Source organism: Vitreimonas flagellata (genome assembly GCF_004634425.1).
Taxonomy (GTDB): Bacteria; Pseudomonadota; Alphaproteobacteria; order Caulobacterales; family Aquidulcibacteraceae; genus Vitreimonas; species Vitreimonas flagellata.
Window position 1 is genome coordinate 237,366 of sequence record NZ_SBJL01000004.1, and the last position, 19,915, is coordinate 257,280.

Consider the following 19,915-nt stretch of genomic DNA (forward strand, 5'->3'; position numbering starts at 1 on the left):
GAAGTGATCATGCACAGCGACCAACAACGTCCCGTTCTGGGCGTCATTTCCTGCAACCGCGATGTCGAGGGACAGGCCGCGCAAGCGGTGATGACGCGTTATCTTGTCTCCGCGCTCACCTACGCTGATGCGGCGGGCCTACTCGTGCCGGCGATGCCGGGCTTGATGCATGCGAAAGAGGTGGCGACGCGGCTTGATGGCTTGTTGCTCACGGGCACGCCGTCGAACCTTGACCCCAAGCGTTATGGCGAATTGGTGGACGACGCGCCCGGTCCCTTCGACCCGGACCGCGACGAGATGACGGCGCGTTTGATCGAGGCGATGCTCGAGGCTGGCAAGCCTGTGTTCGGCATTTGTCGCGGCTTTCAGGAATTGAATGTCGCGTTCGGCGGCACGCTGCGCCGTGACATGGCCGAGCATCCCGAGCTCATTCCGCACCACGCGCCCGACGACAAAAGCTTCAGCGAATTCTTCGAGCATATTCACCCAGTAAGGCTCATCGAGGGTGGAGTGCTGCACAATGCCTACAAGGAAGACGAGATCGATATTGTCAGCGTGCACTATCAGGGCGTTGATAAACTCGGATCTGGCTTGAAGGTGGAAGCCGTCGCGCCGGATGGCGTCGTCGAAGCGATATCGACGCAGGTGAACGGCGCTCCGGTGCTCGCAGTGCAATGGCACCCGGAGTGGAAAGCCAACGAAAACCCGCAGAGCCAGGTTTTCTTCCAATTGCTCGGCCGCGCGCTGCGCGGCGACAAACTCAGCGCTTAACGCGCCAACAAGAACATACGATCGAGGAAACTCATGGCCCGCAATTATAATATTCCTGAACTGCGTCGTCTCGACATCGAACACCATCTGCCGGCGCAGGCAAACTACGCCGAGATCGTCAGCCTTGGTGGCAGCCGCATCATCACGCGCGCCGAAGGCTCGACCATCTATGACGGCGACGGCAACGCGCTGCTCGACGGCATGGCTGGCCTCTGGTGCGTGAATGTCGGCTATGGCCGGGAAGAATTAGTGGAAACGGCGACGCAGCAAATGCGCGAGCTGCCTTTCTACAATACGTTCTTCAAGACGGCGACGCCGCCAACCGTGCTGCTCGCGGCAAAGCTTGCGGAGAAGCTCGGCGGCGATCTGAAGCATGTGTTCTTCAATTCGTCAGGCTCGGAAGCGAACGACACCGTGTTCCGCATGGTGCGCCATTATTGGAAGTCGTTGGGCCAGCCGAAGCGCAACGTCTTCATTAGCCGCTGGAATGCCTATCATGGTTCTACGGTTGCCGGCGTGAGCCTCGGCGGCATGAAGCTGATGCATGCCATCGGCGATCTGCCGATCCCCGGCGTCGAGCATGTGATGCAGCCGTACAAGTTCGGCGAAGGTTTCGGCGAAGACGAAGAGGTATTTGCGGCGCGCGCGGCGCAGGAGATCGAGGATCGCATCCTTAAAGTAGGCCCGGAGAATGTCGCCGCGTTCATCGGTGAGCCTGTGCAGGGCGCGGGCGGGGTGATCATTCCGGCGAAGTCCTATTGGAAGCGCGTCGATGCGATCTGCAAAAAGTACGGCATCCTGCTGGTCGTGGACGAGGTGATCTGCGGCTTTGGCCGCCTGGGCGAGTGGTTCGGCTTCCAGCATTTCGGCGTGACGCCCGATCTCGTGCCGATGGCGAAGGGCTTGTCGTCAGGCTATCTGCCGATTTCGGCGGTCGGCGTGTCGCACAAGATCGTCGAGGTGCTGCGCGAGAAGGGCGGCGATTTCATTCACGGCTACACCTATTCTGGCCATCCGGTGGCGGCGGCGGTGGCGCTGAAGAATATCGAGATCATCGAGCGCGAAGGTTTGGTCGGGCGCGTGAAGAACGACATCGGCCCGTATTTCGCCGAAGCGCTAAAGCGCATCGCGGATGATCCGATCGTTGGTGAAGTGCGTTCGCTTGGTCTGATTGGCGCGGTTGAGATCGTGTCGAAGAAGGGTACGAACGAGCGCTTCACCGGCGAAGAGGGCAAGGCTGGGCCGATCGTGCGCGATCATTGCATCAAGAACGGCCTGATGGTGCGCGGCATCCGCGACTCGATCGTGATGTGCCCGCCGCTGATCATCACCAAAGCCGAGATCGATCGGATGATCGACATTATCGGACGATCGCTGCGTGAGGCTGAGCCCGAATTGCGCGCGCTTTAGCTCCTCCCCCGCCTGCGGGGGAGGTCCGGAGCGAAGCGACGGGGAGGGGGACGTGCCGCCAAGCCCTCTCAGTCGCTTACGCGACAGCTCCCCCTTAAACGGGTGAGCGGTTACGCGGTGAGCGCTTCGTGCGTCGTGGCCAAACCATTCCGGCCGATTAGGCCCATGCCGTCGGAGATGTCGGCGGCGATGGCGGTGCGGAGTGCGCTGGCGTCGCGCGCTTCGACGGCGCGGATGGCGGCTTGGTGGCTGTCGTTCAAATGTGCGCCGCTGACGCGGCCGTGCACGACGCGCATGAATGGGCCGAATTGCAGCCAGAGCGTTTCGATCAATTGCGTCATCGTCCGCCGACCGGTGGCGCGATAGAGCGTGAAGTGGAAATCGTGATTGGTCTTCATGTACGCGTCAGTATCGCCACTGGTGATTGCCGCGTCGAGCGCGGCATCGATTTCGCGCAAACGCGCGATGTGCGCTGCATCAAGATGCGGCAGTGCGAGCGCTGCGGCTTCCGGCTCCAACATCAAGCGGCAACGCAGCAAATCTTCGAACCGCTCACTCGTCATCGGCGGCACACGCACGCGGCGCTTGGAGCGAATGGAGACCGCGCCTTCGGCCGACAATCGTGACAACGCATCGCGCACCGGGGTTTGGCTCACGCCCAATTCGGCGGCAATGCCGCGCGTGGAAAGTTCATGTCCCGGCGCCATGCGGCCGGTCACGAGACGCGTCCGCAATTCAGCGTAAACGGCCGTATTGAGGCCCTCTTCGGCGTCTTCGAGTTCGCGGTCCATTCTGAAGCTTAACCAGATGGCGCCTTGAAAAGCACGGAAAAACGTCAGGCGAATGTCGCTCAATCCATCTGTGCGTTGGCTTGACTTGCCATTGGGCGCCCCAGCATACTGAGACATCAGGTGACTTATGCGCTCCCGCAGCCTTCGTCAGAGGGCCGATGGGCGTGGCCTGCGAGTGGCTCTCCGCTGCACGCACTTAATCGCGCCGCGCTCGTTTGAAAGAAATTCATGTGCGGTTTTCGCGCGCCATTCCGGCGCGTTTGCGCGTGCACGCCTGCAAACCGAAGTGTGATATATGGAAAAGAGTTTCGCCAATTGGATCAAGGAACGCGGCATCGCCGAGGTGGAATGCCTCGTGCCCGATCTCAACAGCGTGGTGCGGGGCAAGGTGTTCCCGGCGCAGAAATTCCTGCAGAGCGAGCGCGATGGTTCGTTGCGGATTCCGTCGAGCATTTATCTGCTCACGGTGACGGGCGAGTATGCCGACGACGCGGATGAAGCATTGTCGATGCAGGACCCGGACGTCGTGTTGCGCCCCGATCTCGAAACGCTCTGCGTGGCGCCCGGTTACAAAACGCCGACAGCGTTCGTGTTCGCCGACGCGTATCACACCAGCGGCGAGCCCTACGATATCGCGCCGCGTTATGTGCTGAAGCGCGTGGTCGAGCTGTATGAGAAGTTGGGGCTCCGGCCGATGGTGGCGCCGGAATTGGAATTCTATCTAACGCAGGTGAACACCGATCCGGATTTGCCGTTGATGCCGCCGGCAGGGCGCTCAGGGCGTTCGGAAACGTCGCCGCAGCCCTATGGCTTGGAAGCAATCACCGAATACGAAGATCTGATCGAGACGATTTATGAGCATGCGGAAGCCGCGTCGCTGCATCTCGATACGATGATCCACGAAAGCGGCACCGCGCAGCTCGAGATCAATTTCAATCACGGCGATCCGGTGCACGTTTCGGATCAGGTGTTGGTGTTTAAGCGCATCGTGCGCCAGGTCGCGCTGAAGCATGGCGTCTATGCGACGTTTATGGCCAAGCCCATGGAGAACCAGCCAGGCTCGGCGATGCACCTGCATGTCTCAGTAGTGGACGCGAAGAAGGGCAATAATCTGTTCGGCGTCGAGAAGGCGGAAGGCGTCGATGGCAACACCGATATGTTCCGACACTTCGTCGGCGGCTTACAGAAATACCTGGGCGATGTGACGCCGCTGTTTGCGCCGAACGTGAATTCGTTCCGCCGGATGCGGCCGGATTTTTCCGCGCCGATCAATCTGCAATGGGGTTACGACAATCGCTCGTGCGGTCTGCGCGTGCCGATTTCGCGACCGGAAAATCGTCGCATCGAGAACCGCCTGCCGGGTGCGGACGCGAACCCGTATCTGGCGATCGCGGCGGTGCTGGTGTGCGGCTATATCGGCATTCGCGACAAGATCGCGCCGAACGAGATGGTGCAGGGCAGCGCGTACAAATGGGCGCGCACCCTGCCGCGCACGCTGAGCGAAGGGCTCGATCGCTTCAAGACGTGCCAGCCGGTGATCGAATTGCTGGGCGAGCATTTCTGCACGGCGTTCCAGATGATCAAGGCGCATGAGCTCAGCAATTTCGAGGGCGTGATTTCGTCCTGGGAACGCGACCACTTGCTGCTCAAGGTTTGAAATGAGCTTCAATTCCGGCCTCGGCATGGAGCGGTCGTATTATGCGGCGACCGCCAATCCGTTCGCACGAGCGCCGAAGCTTGAAGGCGAAGCGCACGCTGATGTCGTGGTCATCGGCGGTGGCTTCACCGGCTTGCATGCGGCGCTGAACTCGATCGAGCGCGGCTTCTCGGTGATCGTGTTGGAGGCCGGTCGTATCGGCTGGGGCGCGTCGGGCCGCAATGGCGGGCAGATGATCCCCGGTTGGCGCAAGAGCGCCGCCGATCTCGTCGCACGCTATGGCGAAGCGAAGGCGCGCACGCTGTTCGACATGGCGATGGAGGCGCGAAATCTCAGCGTCGAGCGCATTACCAAACACAACATCGCCTGCGATCTGCGCGTGAACGGGCATTTGACGGTCGCTGCGAAGCCTGCCGACTTAAGCTGGATGCGCGAAGAGGCGGACGTGCTGGCGCGCGTGATGGCTTATCCGAATGCGCATGTGCTGAACGCGGACGAAGCGCGCGCGAAGCTCAACGCGCCGGGCTTTCATGGCGGCTTTCTCGATGAGTGCGGCGGGCATGTGCATCCGCTGAACTATGCACTGGGATTGGCCGAGGCGGGGCGCGGCGCTGGCGTTGTGTTGCATGAAGACTCGCGCGCTGTGTCGTTGGAAACGACCAACGGCGTTGTCGCGCGCACGGAATCGGGCGTCGTTCGGGCGCGCTATGGCGTGTTGGCGTGCGATGCGTTGCTGGGCGGTCTGGAGCCGCGCGTCGCCAAGCGCATCATGCCAGTGGCGAATTATTTGGTGGCGACAGAGCCGCTGGCGAATGCGCGCGAACTTATCGCCGATGATTTGGCCGTGAGCGACAGCCGCTTCGTCGTGAACTATTTCCGCATGAGCGCGGACAATCGCCTGATCTTTGGCGGCGGCGAGCGTTACACGCCGGAACCGCCAGCAGACATGGCCGCGTTCGCACGGGGGCACATGCTCAAAGTGTTCCCCCAACTCTGCAATGCGCGCATTGATTATGCATGGGGCGGTCTGGTGTCGATCACCATGTCGCGGCTGCCGCACATTGGGCGCACGGGCGATCTCTTCTTCGCGCACGGCTATTCGGGGTTGGGCGTGTTGCTGCCAGCACTGACGGGCAAGGTGCTCGCTGAAGCGATGGCGGGTACGGCCGAGCGTTTCGATGTGCTGGCAGGCCTCGCGCCGCCGGAATTTCCGGGTGGCGCGGCGTTGCGCTCGCCGCTCTATGTGCTGGGCATGCTCTGGTACGCGCTGCGCGACCGGCTTTAGCGCTTTAGCGCCACGGCTTTCTTTGCTGCCTCTTCGATCGCCGCCCAATCACCGGCTTTGATCTTGTCATTCGGCGCGATCCACGAGCCGCCGACGCAGAGTACATTGTTGAGCGCGAGATAGGCTGGCGCTTTTTCGAGCGTGATCGAACCCGTCGGGCAGAAGCGCGCGGCGGGCAGCGGCGCGCCGATGCCTTTGATGGCGGCGACGCCGCCGAGTTGTTCGGCCGGGAAGAATTTGAAATGCGTGTAGCCGAGTTCGAGGCCGCGCATGGTTTCGCTGGCCGTGGCGACGCCGGGAATGAACGGGATCGATGCGTGCTCCGCCGCCTTCATCAATTTCTTGGTGCCGCCGGGCGAGAGCGCGTAGCGCGCGCCGGCATCGATCGCGGCCTTGAGATCATCTTCGCTGAGCACTGTGCCGGCGCCGACGATCATCTCGGGCGCAGCGTCCGCAACCGCGCGAATGGCGCCGAGCGCCGCCGGCGTGCGCAGCGTGATCTCGATCGTGTTGATGCCGCTGGCGAGCAGAACGCGCGCGAGCGGTTCGGCATGGCCGACATCCTCGATCGTAACCACCGGCAGAACCGGCGTCAGCGACATCACGTGGGCGGACGTCAGCTTCTCGCTCATCGGCGCACATCCGATCCTGAGGCGGAAAGGTGGAAGATCACGTCGGCTTCGCTGGCGAGATTGAAATCGCCAGCAATGGTGTGCTTGAGGCACGCGGCAGCGACGGCAAAGTCGAGCATGTTTTGATCGTCGGCGCCGTTCGCGAGGCCGTGTAGCAGGCCAGCAGCAAAGGCGTCGCCGCCGCCGATGCGATCGACGATGCCGGTGATTTCGTTGTTTTTTGTGCGCGTGGCGCCAGAGCGGGTGAACATCAGACCGCAGAGTTCATGGTGATCGGAGCTGACAATCTTGCGCTCCGTGGCGGCGACACGTTGCAAGTTTGGATAGCGCGCGAAGGCGATTTTCGCGGCTTCATCGTCGCTACCACATTTGTCGCCGGTGACGAGCGTGATGTCGCGCGCGTTGGCGAACATGAGATCGGCTTCGGCGAAGAGTGCATTCAAGGTCGGGCGCGGATCGTCGCCGCGCACTTCCCAAAGCTTGGCGCGGAAATTGGCGTCGAACGAGACTTTAACGCCATACGAACGCGCGGCCTTCACAGCGCGCAGTGCGGCTTCCGCCGCGTTGGCGCTGACGGCGGGCGTGACGCCGGAAACGTGCAGCCAATCGGCGCCGCCGAGCGCGGCTTTCCAATCAATCGCATCGGGTGCGGCGAGCGCGAATGCGGATTGCGCGCGATCGTAAAGCACATCGGACGGACGTTGGCCGGCGCCGGCCGTCATAAAGTAGAGGCCCATACGACCCGCGCCATTTTGCACGGCGCTTGTGTCGACGCCGTAGCGGCGGAGTTCGCCGAGTGCGCCTTGCGCGAGTGCATTGTCGGGCACGACGCTGACCATGCGCGCATCATGACCGAGCCGCGCGAGCGAAATCGCGACATTGGCCTCGGCGCCGCCGTAATGGGTCGAGAGCTGCGGCGTTTGCAGCAGCAATTCGCGGCCGGGCGGCGACAGGCGAATAAGCAATTCGCCGAAACAAACGAAGCGGGTCACGTGATCCTCTTAATGCCGGCTCAGCGCGCGAGCCAGCCCCCGTCCACCGGGATAATGGCGCCGTGCACGTAATCTGACGCGGCGCTGGCCAGGAACACAGCCGCACCGCCCATGTCGCTCGATTCACCCCAGCGGCCGGCCGGGATGCGGTCGAGGATTTGTGCGTTGCGTTTTGGGTCCGCGCGCAGCGCCTCGGTGTTGTCGGTGCTCATGTAGCCGGGCGCGATCGCGTTCACGTTCACGCCTTTGCCGGCCCATTCGCAGGCGAGCAATTTGGTGATGCCGGCGAGGCCGCTTTTGCTGGCCGTGTACGAGGGCACGCGGATGCCGCCTTGGAAGGAGAGCATCGAGGCGATGTTGATGATCTTGCCGTGGCCTTGGCTGATCATGTGACGGCCGACGGCTTGCGCGAGGAAGAACGCGGATTTGAGATTGGTGTCGATCACCGCGTCCCAATCTTCCTCCGTGAAGTCGACGGAATCGTTACGGCGGATGATGCCGGCGTTGTTCACAAGGATGTCGACTTTGCCGAACTCGGAGACCGTGCGCTCGACGATGCCGGCGATGGGCGCGGTGGAGGAGAGATCGGCTTCGATCGAAACGAAGCGGCGGCCGAGCGCTTTCACCTTTGCGCCGGTTTCCTCGGCCGGGCGGCGGCTTGTGGAGACGATGTCGGCGCCAGCCTCCGCCAACGCCAGCGCGATGGCTTGGCCGAGGCCAACATTGCCGCCGGTGACGATCGCGGTTTTGCCGGCGAGGCTGAACAGGTTGGCGCTCATGGCTCCCTCGGATTGTTCTTATTCGCGGACCGCTTACGAAGCGCGCACGCGGCGCAAATAATCGGCGATGGCCGTGTCTTGCGCATTGGCGAAGAAGAGTTCTTCGAAGCGCTCGCCGGCAATCGCTGACTTCAGCAGCTCTTGGTCAACCGACTTCAGCACCGTCAGCATGTCCTTGCACGACGCGGCTTTCACCTCTTTCAGGATGCCGCGGTTCTTCGCCATGATCTGCGCGCGCTCTTTCGGGTAGCCGAGGCCGCGCTCGCCGTCGAAGAGCTTGCGATAGCAATCTTGCAGATTGAGTTCGGCGGCCCAGCCGAAGCCTTTGGCGTACGGCATGGCGATGGCGTTGCCGTCATTGATTTGGCCAAACAGGAACGCGTCGGTCGGGTCAATGATGAGACCGCAGAACACGCCCGGCATGGAATTGGCCGCGAGCATCGTGCCCATACCAGTGCCGCAGCCGGTGACGACGAAGTCGGCGGCCTTTGAATTGATGAGGATGCCGGCGAGCAAGCCGTTCATCACGTAGGTGAGCGAGGCTTTGTCCTCGGCGGTGTACATTCCGTAGTGATGGACTTGGTGGCCGAGCGGCTCAGCGACCGATTTCAGCGCGTCGTGCACGATGCTGCTTTTGGCGGCTTGGCTGTTTTCGATGATGAGCGCGATTTTCATGGGCTGATCCTGTTTGGCTTAGAGCTTCAGGGCTGGCTTGGTCAGACGGTACGCGAGGTCGCCGCCGCGTGAGAGCAATTTGATCTTCTTGGTAACCGGTGTCAGAATCCGATTCAAGCGGCTTTTCCGGCCCGCGCTCAGCGTGGTGCGGGTCCGGTGGAGTCGCGGACGACCAGGGCGGGCGAAGTGGCGGGGGCGGCTTCGCGGGCGGGGGTCTCGTCCTCGTCGGCCTCGGAGAAGCCGATCAGCTTTTCGGCGGCCATGCGGCCGATTTCGCGGGTGGGCGTGCGCACTGTGGTCAGCGGCGGCCAGACGGAGGAGGCGATTTGGAAGTCGTCGAAACCCACCACCGAGACGTCGTTCGGGCAGGTCAGCCCGGCGCGGCGGATGGCATGGAGCACGCCGGCTGCCATTTCGTCGTTGGCGGCGAAGATGGCGGTCGGGCGGGGCGAGCGCTTCAGCAATTCCGCGCCGCAGGAGAGGCCGGTCTCGAACGTGTAGGCGCCCTGGATGATGTTGTCCTCATCCAGCTTCAGGCCGCGATCCTTGAGCTCTTCGACGAAGCCGCCGTGGCGTTCGTGCGAGGAGCGGAAGCTGGGCGGGCCGGAGATGAAGCCAATACGGGTATGGCCGAGTTCGGCCAGATGGCGCGCGGCGGCGCGGCCGCCTTGGCGGTCGTTCGAGACGATGATGTGCTGGGGTTCGTCCACCGGCACCGAGGCGATGCGGATATAGGCGCAGCCGACTTCATCGAGGATAGTTTTGACGCGATCATCTTCCGAGACGGATGGCGTCAGCACCACGCCGGAGAGTTTTTGGCGTTCGATAAAGCGGCGAAAATCCGCGAGAAACGTGGGATTTCCTCGATTGCACGGATGCACGACAAGTTCGTAGCCGGAGCCACGCATCGCATCGAGCATGCCGAGCTGCATGTTCACGACATATTGCGGGTTCGGGTTGTCATAGACGAGGCCGATCAGGAACGAGCGGCGGAAGGCGAGGCCGCGCGCTTGCGGATCGGGCGAGAAACCGATCTCAGCGATGATGCGGTTGATGTTCTCGCGCGTCTCTTCTTTGACGAACGGCGATTGGTTGATGACGCGCGAGACCGTCTTCTTCGAGACGCCGGCAAGGCGCGCGACATCGTTGATCGTGGGTTTCTTTTCCCCGCCCAGGCCGCGTCGCGGGGGCGTTTTATCGTCATCAGCCATTGTGCGCGGACCTTAGGCGCCGCGGGCGCGGATTGGCAATGTAATTGTCGCGGGACAATGACATATAGACAAAGCGTTGGCGCCCTGTTTGCGCCGGCGCGCGAACACTAGTTTGAGAGCGCATGGCAGAGTTCATCCCCGTCCCCCCGTTCGATCTGGTCGTTTTCGGCGCCACGGGCGATCTCTCGCTGCGAAAACTCTTTCCGGCTTTGTTGCACCGGTTCCTGGACGGGCAGATCCCGGCGCAATCGCGGATTATCGGCGTGGCGCGATCTGACCTCGACACCGAGAGCTTCCGCAACATGGTGCGCGAGAGCCGGGGCAAGTTCTCACCGAACGCGTGTGTGGATGAGGGCAAGTGCGAGGATTTCGTCCGGCACGTGGAATACGCGCGCGTCGATGCGAGCGCGCCGGCGGAGCAATGGGCGGCGCTGAAGGATTTGCTGGCGAACGGCAATGGCAATGTCCGCATCTTCTATCTCTCCACCGCGCCGTCGCTGTTTGTGACCATTGCTGAACGACTGCAGGAGACAGGCTTAGCGACGGCCAATTCGCGCATCGTGCTGGAAAAGCCGATCGGCCGCGATTTGGCGTCGTCACGCGCGATCAATGACGGCGTGGGCCGCGTGTTCGATGAACAGCGCACGTTCCGCATCGACCATTACCTCGGCAAGGAGACGGTGCAGAATCTGCTCGTGTTGCGCTTCGCCAATATGATGGTGGAGCCTGTGTGGTCGCGTGAGCACATCGATCACGTGCAGATCACGGTGGCGGAAGAACTCGGCGTCGAAGGTCGCGCGGACTATTACGATAAGTCCGGCGCGCTGCGCGACATGGTGCAGAACCATTTGCTGCAGCTTCTGTGCTTGGTGGCGCTGGAATCGCCGAACTCGATGGATGCGGATGCAATCCGCACCGAGAAGCTGAAGGTGCTTTCGGCGTTGCGCCGTATTGGGCCTATGGATGTCGCGGGCAAAACAGTGCGCGGCCAATATCGCGCTGGCTTGGTGGATGGGAAGCCTGCGCCGGCGTACGCGGATGAAGTCGGCAAGCCGTCGCGTACCGAGACGTTCGTGGCGATCAAGGCGCAGGTGGACAATTGGCGCTGGGCTGGCGTGCCATTCTATCTGCGCACCGGCAAACGCATGAGTGCACGCCGTTCCGAGATCGTGGTGCAGTTCAAGGATACGCCGGTGCCGATCTTTGGCGCGAATGCGGGCGTGCCGAATAGGCTCGTGTTGCGCATCCAGCCGGATGAAGGCGTGCGTCTGTGGCTCAATATGAAGGAGCCGGGGCCGGGGGGTTTGCGCATTAAGGCGGCGCCCCTTGATCTGACGTTCGAGGATGCCTTCGGCGTGCGTTACCCGGATGCGTATGAGCGGCTGCTGATGGATGTGGTGCGCGGCAATCTCGCACTCTTCATGCGCCGCGATGAAGTCGACGCGGCCTGGAAATGGGCGGATGAATTGTTGGCGGCGTGGGACGCGAACGGCGCGGAGCCCTATCCGTACGCTGCGGGTTCCAATGGGCCAACGCAATCGGCGCTGCTGATGGATCGCGACGGCCGCGCGTGGTGGGATCCGGATTGATGGCAGCGCTCAACAGCACAATCGCCCAAGTCACCGAACGCATCGCGCAACGCAGCGCGAAGCGGCGGCGGCATTATCTTGATCTGATCGATGCGTATGATCCGACCAGGCCGGCGCGGGTGAAATTGGCGGAAGCCAACCAGGCGCACACGTCGGCCGGATGCGCCGTGCAAGATAAAATCCAATTGCTCGGCGGCAAATGGCCGTCGATTGGGATCGTGACCGCGTACAACGACATGCTCTCGGCGCATGCGCCGTATGAGCGTTTTCCTGATGTGATCCGTAAAGCGGCCCGCGAAGCGGGCGCGGTGGCGCAAGTTGCCGGCGGGGTGCCGGCGATGTGCGATGGCGTCACGCAGGGCTTCGAGGGCATGGAGCTTTCACTGTTCTCGCGCGATGCAATCGCGCTGAGCACTGCGGTGTCGCTCTCACACGCGACGTTTGACGCGGCGCTGCTCTTGGGGATTTGCGACAAGATCGTGCCGGGCTTGCTGATCGGTGCGCTGCGCTTTCCGTGGTTGCCGGCGATCCTCGTGCCGTCCGGACCAATGCCATCCGGTTTGCCGAACAAGGAGAAGGCGGCGCGGCGTCAGCTATTTGCGGAAGGCAAGATTGGCCGCGAAGAATTGTTGAAAGCCGAGGCGGAGAGCTATCACGCGCCGGGCACGTGCACGTTCTACGGCACAGCCAACTCCAATCAGATGATGATGGAGATGATGGGCTTGCACATGCCCAGCGCTGCATTCGTGCCGCCGAACAATCCGTTGCGCGATGCGCTGACGATTGCGGCGACGAAGCGCGCGGCGGAGATCACGGGGCTTGGAAGCGATTATCGCCCGATCGGGCGCGTCGTGGACGAGAAGGCGATCGTCAACGCCATGATCGGCCTGATGGCGACAGGCGGGTCGACCAATCATTTCATCCATCTGCCGGCAATCGCGCTGGCGGCGGGCATCGAGATCAATTGGGACGATTTTGAGGAGCTGTCGCACGTCACACCGCTGCTGGCGCGCATCTATCCGAACGGCTCGGCCGACGTGAACCATTTCCACGATGCGGGTGGCATGGCGTTTCTGGTGCGCGAATTGCTCGATGCGGGCTTATTGCATGGCGATATCGTGACCGTGGGCGGCGGGAGTTTGGCTGCATACGCGCAAGAGCCATTCCTCGCTGGTGAAACGCTGAGCTGGCGCGATGCGCCGGCGGTGAGCGGCGATGAAAGCGTGTTACGCGGCGTGCGTAAGCCGTTCTCGGCTGATGGCGGTTTGCGCTTGATGGCGGGCGGCTTGGGGCGTGCGTGCGTGAAGGTGTCCGCGGTGGCGGAAGACAAGCGCGTGGTGGAAGCGCCGGCTTTGGTGTTCGATTCACAGGCGGACGTGCAGGCGGCTTTCAAGCGCGGCGATCTGGATCGCGATTGTGTGCTGGTGGTGTGTGGGCAAGGCCCGCGCGCCAATGGCATGCCGGAGCTGCACAAGCTGATGCCGCTGATCGGTGCGCTGCAGGACCGCGGCTTCAAGGTGGCGCTGGTGACGGACGGTCGCTTGTCGGGCGCCAGCGGCAAGGTGCTGTCGGCGATCCACGTGACGCCGGAAGCGGCGGAAGGCGGGCCGATCGCGAAAGTGCGCGACGGCGATCTGATCCGCGTGGATGGCGAGGCGGGCGCGCTTGAGGTGTTGGCGCCAGCGGATTGGCGCGAGCGAGCGCCGTCGCAGCTCAATCTCGCCGCCAATGCGCGCGGCATGGGGCGTGAGCTGTTCGCGCTCTTCCGTCATAACGCATGCTCGGCAGAGCGCGGCGGCTCAGCGTTTCCGGACTACGATCCGATCTAATCGTCGTCGCGGCGCATCACGCGTTCGCGGAACGCTTCGTCGCGCACCACGGGCGCAAAGCCCTCGCCGACCGAGATTTCAAGATCGCGATTGCGCCCGCCGCCAAGCGGCACGGAGAGATGCTCCACCGTGCGGAACACGGTGAAATCGCCAGCCACGAAGGGAATGTACGCGGCGCGTTGGTGCACGACGAGCACGCGCGCGCCTTCTTCCGGTCGCATCGGGTCGCGCTGTTCGGCGGAGTTTTCAGCTTCACCGTGCAGCAGCCACATGCGCAGCGGCGGCAGCGGCACGCCGTCGCGGCGTAGATCACGCCAATGATAATTCAGCTCGAAATAGAGATCGCGGTCATCGACCATGATGGCGGTGAAGGGCGGCTCGCCCGGCGCGACGCTGGCGCGTTCGGCGATTGCCGCTGCGGTTTCCGACCAGCCGAGCGCATTGCGGATGTTCTTGAATTGCGTGGCTTGCGCCGGGTTGAACGCAAATATGCCGGCCACAAAAATGCCAAGCGCCATATTGATGGCGATCGCGTTGAAGAGCACGACGCGGCCGTTGCGCGTGGCGAAGAGAACGCCCGTCAGCCACACCACGATCGCGGGATACGCCACAGCCGCCCAGTTTGCATTCGAGCGCGAGATGAAAGCGATGATCGAGATGAAGACGAAGGGTGGCAGGATGTAGGCGAAGAGGAATTTGTCTTCGACCGAATTGGTGTCGCTACGCCGAATGGTGCGCCAGATCAGCCAGATCAGAGCAAAGAAGATGAGCGGGCCGAGCACGGCCGCTTGGCCGAAGATGAACTCGAACAGCTCGTCGAAATGGAACATATCGTCGAGGTTGAGGCTCGCGTTCGACGCGGTGTGGCGCGCGGTGGCGAAGCCGTTCTGCACGTTCCAATAGACATTCGGCGCCACGATCACAGCGGCGATCAGGCCCGCGACCCAGGCGCGGCCTTGCGCCAAAGCTTGGCGCATCGGCTCGAGCCAAAGTGCTGCGAGCGCGGTGCAGACTATGAAATAGAGCATCGCGTATTTCGCGAGCACGCCGAGGCCGACGAACACGCCGACCACGATCGCCCAGATCATCGCGCGCGTGTTCATCAAGCGCCACATCGCGAAGAGTGCAACGCTCCACAGCGGCAGGAGCAATGCGTCGGTTGAGATGAGACTCGACGAGAAGAAGACGCCAGGCAGCATCAGCCAGCTGAAGCCGGCCCAGAAGCCGGGCCACGCGCCATGCGTCGAGCGGCCGAGCAGATAGAGCGCGGTGGCGGCGATGGCGTGTGCGAGCGGCGCGCCAAGGCGAACGGCCCATTCGACGTCGCCGAAAATCGCGGTCGTCGCGCCGATCACCCAGGCGATCATCGGCGGCTTGGTGAAATAGCCCCACTCGATGCTGCGCGACCACGCCCAATATTGCGCTTCGTCGACGCCCAGGCCGACGGGGTTCAGAAAGAGCAGATTGATACGGATCGCGGTCATCGCGATCAGCACGGCTGCGAAGGCGAGGCTCGCGCGGTCGAAGGCGGCCTGGAACGGCGTCATAAGCGTCTCGGAATTTCCCCGCCTGGGTCTTAGCCGAACGGGGCGGAGGGCGCCAGAAGCGCGGCGCATCTTGCGCGCGGGCCGCAAACGCCTATCTGGCGTCGTTTGCATGCGCTAAGGAGCGGCCATGACGACGATTCCAGCCGAATGGCAGCCCCACAAAGCGATCTGGACGGCCTGGCCCTCCGCCGCCGATCTTTGGGGAGAAGATTTGGAGCCCGCACGCGCCGAGGTCGCGGCGATGATCCGCGCGCTCGCCGATGGCGGTAAGGGCGACAAGATGCGCGTGCTGGCGCATGGGCGCGAAGCGGAAGCGACGGCAAAGCTCGCGCTCGGCCAGAATGCGGAAATCATTCCGGGCGCGTTCGGCGACATCTGGTTTCGCGACACGGGGCCGATTTTCACGGCGGACGGCAAAGCGCTTGGCTTCAAGTTCAATGGCTGGGGCGGCAAGTATCAATTGCCGCACGACGATGAAGTCGGCGCGCGCGTGGCGTTGCTGGCCGGCGCGGGCTTCAAGCAGCACGACTTCATTCTGGAAGGCGGCGCCATCGAGATGGACGGCGAAGGCACGCTGATGACGACGCGCCAATGCCTGCTCAATCCGAACCGCAATTCGCACTGGACGGAGGAAGGCGCCGAGGTCGCGCTAAAGAAGGCGCTCGGTGTGACAAAAATATTGTGGCTCGATGAAGGTTTGGAGAACGACCACACCGACGGCCACATCGACAATCTCGCGCGCTTTGTTGCGCCGGGTAAGGTCGTGTGCCAAGCGCCGTTCGGGCGCGAAGACCCGAACTTCGAGGTGCTGGAAGAGATCGCGATGTCGTTGGCGGCGATGACGGACGCTGCGGGCCGCAAGCTTGAAGTGATCCGCATTCCGTCACCGGGCATTGTCGTCGATGAAGACGACGATCCGGTGCCGGCGAGCCATATGAATTTCCTGATCGGGAATTCGACAGTGGTGGTGCCGATCTATTCGGGCAGTGGCGACGACGCCGTGAACGCGCTCGCGCCGCTCTTCCCAGGCCGCAAAGTCGTGGGGCTTTCGTCGCACGCCATTCTCACCGGCGGCGGCTCGTTCCACTGCATCACGCAACAGGAGCCGGCATGAGCACGCCTGTGATCCAATTCTGGTTCGAGTTCGCCTCAACCTATTCCTATCCTGCGGCGATGCGCATCGAGGCGGCGGCGAAGGCGCGCGGCGTTGTCGTGGAATGGCGCCCGTTCTTGCTGGGGCCGGTGTTCGCCTCGCAGGGTTGGCAGGACTCGCCGTTCAACATCTACCCGACCAAGGGCAAATACATGGTGCGTGATTTGGAACGCACCTGCGCTGCGCTCGATCTGCCGTTCACGATGCCGAATCCGTTCCCACAGAACGGCTTGCTCTGCGCGCGCATCGCGGCGGCGTTAGAGGGCCCGCTGCGCGCGCGCTTTGCGCAGGCGGTCTATCAACTTGAATTCGGCGAAGGCCGCACCATTTCGGACCCGTTGACGGCAGCAGAAGCGCTCCGCCGCGCCGGGCTCGACGCGGCGATGGTGGAATTGGCGCAGAGCGATGACGTGAAAACGGCTTTGCGTGTGTCTACCGAAGAAGCGCAGGCGCTCGGCATATTCGGCGCGCCAACGTTCGTGACCGCCGACAAGGAATTGTTCTGGGGCAATGACCGCTTGGAAGCCGCGCTCGATTGGGCGGTTCAGGGACATCTCTAATGCCACGTACGATTAAAGTCGCCGCGATCCAAACCAGCTACGGCGAAGACCTGAAAGCCAATATCGAAAAGACCGAACGCTTCGTGCGCGAAGCGGCAGGCAAGGGCGCGCAAGTGATCCTGCCGTCGGAGCTCTATCAGGGCCCGTATTTCTGCACGACGCAGGAAGAGAAATGGTTCGGCACGGCGCACGAGGCGGCGACGCACCCGTGTGTTGTCGCGATGGCGCCTGTGGCGAAGGAGCTGGGCGTCGTCGTGCCGGTCTCGATCTTCGAGCGCGACGGGCCGCTCTATTACAATTCGATCGTCATCCTGGATGCGGATGGCAAGCAGCTCGGCGTGTATCGCAAGAGCCACATTCCTGACGGCCCCGGCTATCAGGAGAAATATTATTTCCGCCCCGGCGATACCGGCTTCAAAGTTTGGGACACCGCGTTCGGCCGCATCGGTGTGGGCATTTGCTGGGATCAATGGTTTCCCGAGTGCGCGCGCGCGATGGCGATCCAAGGCGCGGAAGTGTTGTTCTACCCGACTGCGATCGGCAGCGAGCCTCACGATAGCTCGCTCGACACGCGCGATCCGTGGCGGCGCGCGATGCAAGGCCATGCCGTGTCGAACGTGATCCCGGTAGTGGCGAGCAATCGCATCGGCACGGAAGCGAGCGGGCAGAAATTCTACGGCTCCAGCTTCATCGCCGATCATCGCGGCGATCTGGTGCAAAGCTTCGAGCGCGAAGACGAAGGCGTGCTCGTGCACGAATTCGAACGCGATTTCCTCGACCGCCACCGCGCCGCTTGGGGTTTCTTCCGCGACCGGCGGACGGAGTTTTATCGGTAATGACCCAAACCCTTCGCATCGATTTCGTCTCTGACGTGGCGTGCCCTTGGTGTGTGGTGGGCTTGCGGTCTTTGTTGCAGGCGCTGGATGCGGTGGGCGATCAGGTGAAGGCGGAGATCCGCTTCCAGCCGTTCGAGCTCAATCCGAACATGGCGCCGGAAGGCGAGAACACGACCGAGCACATTCAGAGGAAATACGGCGCCTCGCCGGAGCGTTCGGCCGCCTCGCGCCAAGCGATCAAGGACAGCGGCGCGCAGCTTGGCTTTACGTTCAATTACGGGCCGGAGAGCCGCATCTGGAATACATTCGACGCGCACCGGCTGCTGCATTGGGCGGGGCTTGAAGGCAAGCAGCTCGCGCTGAAGGAAGCGCTGTTTAAGTCGAACTTCACCGATCAGCGGCCGACGAATGATGCGGATGCGCTGGCGGATGCTGTGGCGGAAGCGGGCCTCGATCCCGCACGCGCGCGCCAGATTTTGGCGTCGGACGAATTCGCAGCTGAGGTGCGCGCCGAGGAAGAACAATGGCGGCGCAACGGCATTCAAGCCGTGCCATCGGTGATCTTCAACGAACGCTGGCTGATCCAAGGCGGCCAGCCGCCACAAGTGTTCGAACAAGCGATCCGCGAGATCGTCGCAGGCACTGGGCGCGAAGCAAGCTAACGCAGCTCCAAATCCGCCAACACCGGCTCGGCCGTCGCCTTCGCGTAATCGCGCGTGTGCGAGCCCCAGTTTTGGGTGATGCGGCCGGCGGCGTTTTTATACCACGACGCGCAGTGCGGATCGGCCCAAACGGTTTTCGCGAGCCTCTCTTGTAGGCCTGCGTTGAAGCGCGCTTGCGCGTCGTCGCGCACGGTGACGGAGCGGGCGTTTTGCGCGCGCGTGGCGGCGAGCGTTTTGACGATGTACTCGACCTGGCGCTCGATCATGAAGGTGATCGAATTGTGCGCGAGGTTGGTGTTGGGGCCGTAGAGCATGAACATATTGGGGAAGCCGGCGGTGAGCAGGCCGAGATAGGCTTGTGGGCCATCTTTCCAGGCTTCGCTCAAATGCACGCCGCCACGGCCATACATATCAAGCGACCAATGCCAATCGGTGGTCTCGAACCCCGTGGCGTAGATGATGACATCGCCTTCGTGTGTGACGCCATCCTTGGTGACGACGCCGTTCTCGCTGATGCGGTCGATGCGTTCGGTGACGAGTTCAACATTATCGCGCATCAAAGCCGGATAGAAATCATCCACGATCAGCACGCGCTTGCAGCCGATCGGATAGTCCGGCGTGAGTTTCTTACGGAGGGTTTCGTTCGGGATTTGCGCAGCGAGGTGGTCGAGCGATTGGCGGGTGAGGGCGGCGCGGCCTTCGGGCGTCCATTCGAACGCCTGCCAAAAGAAATGATCGGCACGCTCATAGATCAATTCGCGCGTCATGGCGCCGAGCTTCATTGCGATCTCGGGATTGGTCATCATCAGGACCTTGTCTTCGTCGGTGATGGCCTGATCCATGCGCGGGATGCACCAGTTCGGCGTGCGCTGAAAGACGGTGAGGTGCGCGGCTTCCTTCGCCACCTCTGGAATGAGCTGCACGGCGCTGGCGGCTGAGCCGATGCAGAGGACGCGCTTGCCTTTGAGGCTCACGCTCTGATCCCAGCGCGCCGAATGCATCGAGGCGCCCTTGAACGTGTCGCGACCGGGAATGTTCGGCCATTGCGGGCGGTTGAGTTGGCCGAGCGCGGAAACGATCACATCTGCTTCGTACGTGGCGCCAGTGCGCGTGGTGAGCGCCCACGAAGATTTCGCATCGTCCCACACGGCTCTGATCGGCTCTTCGTTGAGCTTCAGGTGCGGGTGGAGTTGGAACCAATCGCAGAGATCGTTGGCGTATTCACGAATTTCTGGGCCGCGTGCGTAAAGGTGGCTCCATTTTGGCGTCGGCGCGAATGAGAATTGGTAAAGCGCGACCGGCACGTCGCAGGCGCAGCCGGGATAAAGATTGTCGCGCCAAGTGCCGCCGACGCCGTCGGATTTTTCCAGGATGGTGATGTCGGTGTAGCCGGCCTGCTTCAGCTGAATCGCCGCGCAAAGCCCGCCAAGACCCGCGCCGATGATCGCTACGCGCATGCGCTTCCTCCCGTTTGTTCTGTTTTGCGGGAGCCTAGTACGAAGCTATCGGCGGCGCATCCGTGCCGTTGGGGCGCCG

Annotated in this window: 18 protein-coding genes; 10 read left to right on the top strand and 8 right to left on the bottom strand. The window is 62.6% G+C overall.

Going from position 1 to position 19,915, the window contains the following annotated elements:
- The first annotated feature begins 9 nt into the window (after positions 1-9).
- Entirely contained in the window at positions 10-771 is a 762-nt protein-coding gene (locus EPJ54_RS16970) for a gamma-glutamyl-gamma-aminobutyrate hydrolase family protein (RefSeq protein ID WP_135212941.1), read from the top strand.
- A 33-nt stretch (positions 772-804) separates the two neighbouring features.
- Positions 805-2,181, top strand: coding sequence for an aspartate aminotransferase family protein (locus EPJ54_RS16975; RefSeq protein WP_135212942.1), 1,377 nt, complete (start codon positions 805-807; stop codon positions 2,179-2,181).
- 110 nt (positions 2,182-2,291) lie between these two features.
- Here EPJ54_RS16975 and EPJ54_RS16980 read toward each other — a convergent pair whose 3' ends face one another.
- Entirely contained in the window at positions 2,292-2,972 is a 681-nt protein-coding gene (locus EPJ54_RS16980) for a GntR family transcriptional regulator (RefSeq protein WP_135212943.1), read from the bottom strand.
- A 295-nt stretch (positions 2,973-3,267) separates the two neighbouring features.
- Between EPJ54_RS16980 and EPJ54_RS16985 the strand changes: the two genes are divergently transcribed.
- Both EPJ54_RS16985 and EPJ54_RS16990 read left to right on the top strand, forming a co-directional pair.
- On the top strand, positions 3,268-4,629 hold the full coding sequence (locus EPJ54_RS16985) for a glutamine synthetase family protein (RefSeq protein ID WP_135212944.1): 1,362 nt from the start codon (positions 3,268-3,270) through the stop codon (positions 4,627-4,629).
- A gap of 1 nt (position 4,630) precedes the next feature.
- The gene (locus EPJ54_RS16990; RefSeq protein ID WP_135212945.1) at positions 4,631-5,914 is read left to right on the top strand and encodes an NAD(P)/FAD-dependent oxidoreductase; all 1,284 of its coding nucleotides are present in this window, start codon (positions 4,631-4,633) and stop codon (positions 5,912-5,914) included.
- On the opposite strand, the gene eda is transcribed toward EPJ54_RS16990, so the two are convergent.
- From eda to EPJ54_RS17015, 5 genes are all read right to left on the bottom strand, one after another.
- The gene (gene eda / locus EPJ54_RS16995) at positions 5,911-6,546 is read right to left on the bottom strand and encodes a bifunctional 4-hydroxy-2-oxoglutarate aldolase/2-dehydro-3-deoxy-phosphogluconate aldolase (protein ID WP_135212946.1); all 636 of its coding nucleotides are present in this window, start codon (positions 6,544-6,546) and stop codon (positions 5,911-5,913) included. The genes EPJ54_RS16990 and eda overlap by 4 nt on opposite strands.
- Positions 6,543-7,538, bottom strand: coding sequence for a sugar kinase (locus tag EPJ54_RS17000; protein WP_135212947.1), 996 nt, complete (start codon positions 7,536-7,538; stop codon positions 6,543-6,545). Before EPJ54_RS17000 ends, eda begins: the two co-directional genes overlap by 4 nt.
- Before the next feature lie 20 nt (positions 7,539-7,558).
- Positions 7,559-8,317: a 2-dehydro-3-deoxy-D-gluconate 5-dehydrogenase KduD gene (kduD, locus tag EPJ54_RS17005; protein ID WP_135212948.1), complete on the bottom strand. Its 759-nt coding sequence runs from the start codon at positions 8,315-8,317 to the stop codon at positions 7,559-7,561.
- Positions 8,318-8,350: 33 nt separating this feature from the next.
- Entirely contained in the window at positions 8,351-8,992 is a 642-nt protein-coding gene (locus tag EPJ54_RS17010) for an RpiB/LacA/LacB family sugar-phosphate isomerase (protein WP_135212949.1), read from the bottom strand.
- 137 nt (positions 8,993-9,129) lie between these two features.
- On the bottom strand, positions 9,130-10,203 hold the full coding sequence (locus tag EPJ54_RS17015) for a LacI family DNA-binding transcriptional regulator (protein WP_135212950.1): 1,074 nt from the start codon (positions 10,201-10,203) through the stop codon (positions 9,130-9,132).
- A 122-nt stretch (positions 10,204-10,325) separates the two neighbouring features.
- On the opposite strand from EPJ54_RS17015, the gene zwf reads away from it, so the two are divergent.
- Positions 10,326-11,792 (top strand): glucose-6-phosphate dehydrogenase, encoded by a 1,467-nt coding sequence (zwf, locus tag EPJ54_RS17020; RefSeq protein ID WP_135212951.1) that lies wholly within the window; start codon positions 10,326-10,328, stop codon positions 11,790-11,792.
- Positions 11,792-13,621, top strand: coding sequence for a phosphogluconate dehydratase (gene edd, locus EPJ54_RS17025; protein WP_239590996.1), 1,830 nt, complete (start codon positions 11,792-11,794; stop codon positions 13,619-13,621). The genes zwf and edd overlap by 1 nt, the downstream gene beginning before the upstream one ends.
- Here the strand turns inward: edd and EPJ54_RS17030 are convergent.
- Positions 13,618-15,168, bottom strand: a complete 1,551-nt coding sequence (locus tag EPJ54_RS17030) for an ArnT family glycosyltransferase (RefSeq protein ID WP_167755804.1) — start codon at positions 15,166-15,168, stop codon at positions 13,618-13,620. The two genes, edd and EPJ54_RS17030, sit on opposite strands and share 4 nt — an antisense overlap.
- Positions 15,169-15,295: 127 nt before the next feature.
- Here EPJ54_RS17030 and EPJ54_RS17035 point away from each other — a divergent pair, with 127 nt between their 5' ends.
- Genes EPJ54_RS17035 through EPJ54_RS17050 form a run of 4 tightly spaced genes read left to right on the top strand, consistent with a single transcriptional unit; the run spans position 15,296 to position 18,379 of the window.
- Positions 15,296-16,282: an agmatine deiminase family protein gene (locus EPJ54_RS17035; RefSeq protein WP_135212953.1), complete on the top strand. Its 987-nt coding sequence runs from the start codon at positions 15,296-15,298 to the stop codon at positions 16,280-16,282.
- The gene (locus EPJ54_RS17040; RefSeq protein WP_135212954.1) at positions 16,279-16,881 is read left to right on the top strand and encodes a 2-hydroxychromene-2-carboxylate isomerase; all 603 of its coding nucleotides are present in this window, start codon (positions 16,279-16,281) and stop codon (positions 16,879-16,881) included. The genes EPJ54_RS17035 and EPJ54_RS17040 overlap by 4 nt, the downstream gene beginning before the upstream one ends.
- Complete coding sequence (gene aguB, locus EPJ54_RS17045; protein WP_135212955.1) at positions 16,881-17,717, top strand: N-carbamoylputrescine amidase; 837 nt, start codon at positions 16,881-16,883, stop codon at positions 17,715-17,717. Before EPJ54_RS17040 ends, aguB begins: the two co-directional genes overlap by 1 nt.
- Positions 17,717-18,379: a DsbA family oxidoreductase gene (locus EPJ54_RS17050; RefSeq protein WP_135212956.1), complete on the top strand. Its 663-nt coding sequence runs from the start codon at positions 17,717-17,719 to the stop codon at positions 18,377-18,379. The genes aguB and EPJ54_RS17050 overlap by 1 nt, the downstream gene beginning before the upstream one ends.
- Here the strand turns inward: EPJ54_RS17050 and EPJ54_RS17055 are convergent.
- The gene (locus tag EPJ54_RS17055) at positions 18,376-19,836 is read right to left on the bottom strand and encodes a flavin-containing monooxygenase (protein ID WP_135212957.1); all 1,461 of its coding nucleotides are present in this window, start codon (positions 19,834-19,836) and stop codon (positions 18,376-18,378) included. The two genes, EPJ54_RS17050 and EPJ54_RS17055, sit on opposite strands and share 4 nt — an antisense overlap.
- Between the last annotated feature and the right edge of the window lie 79 nt (positions 19,837-19,915).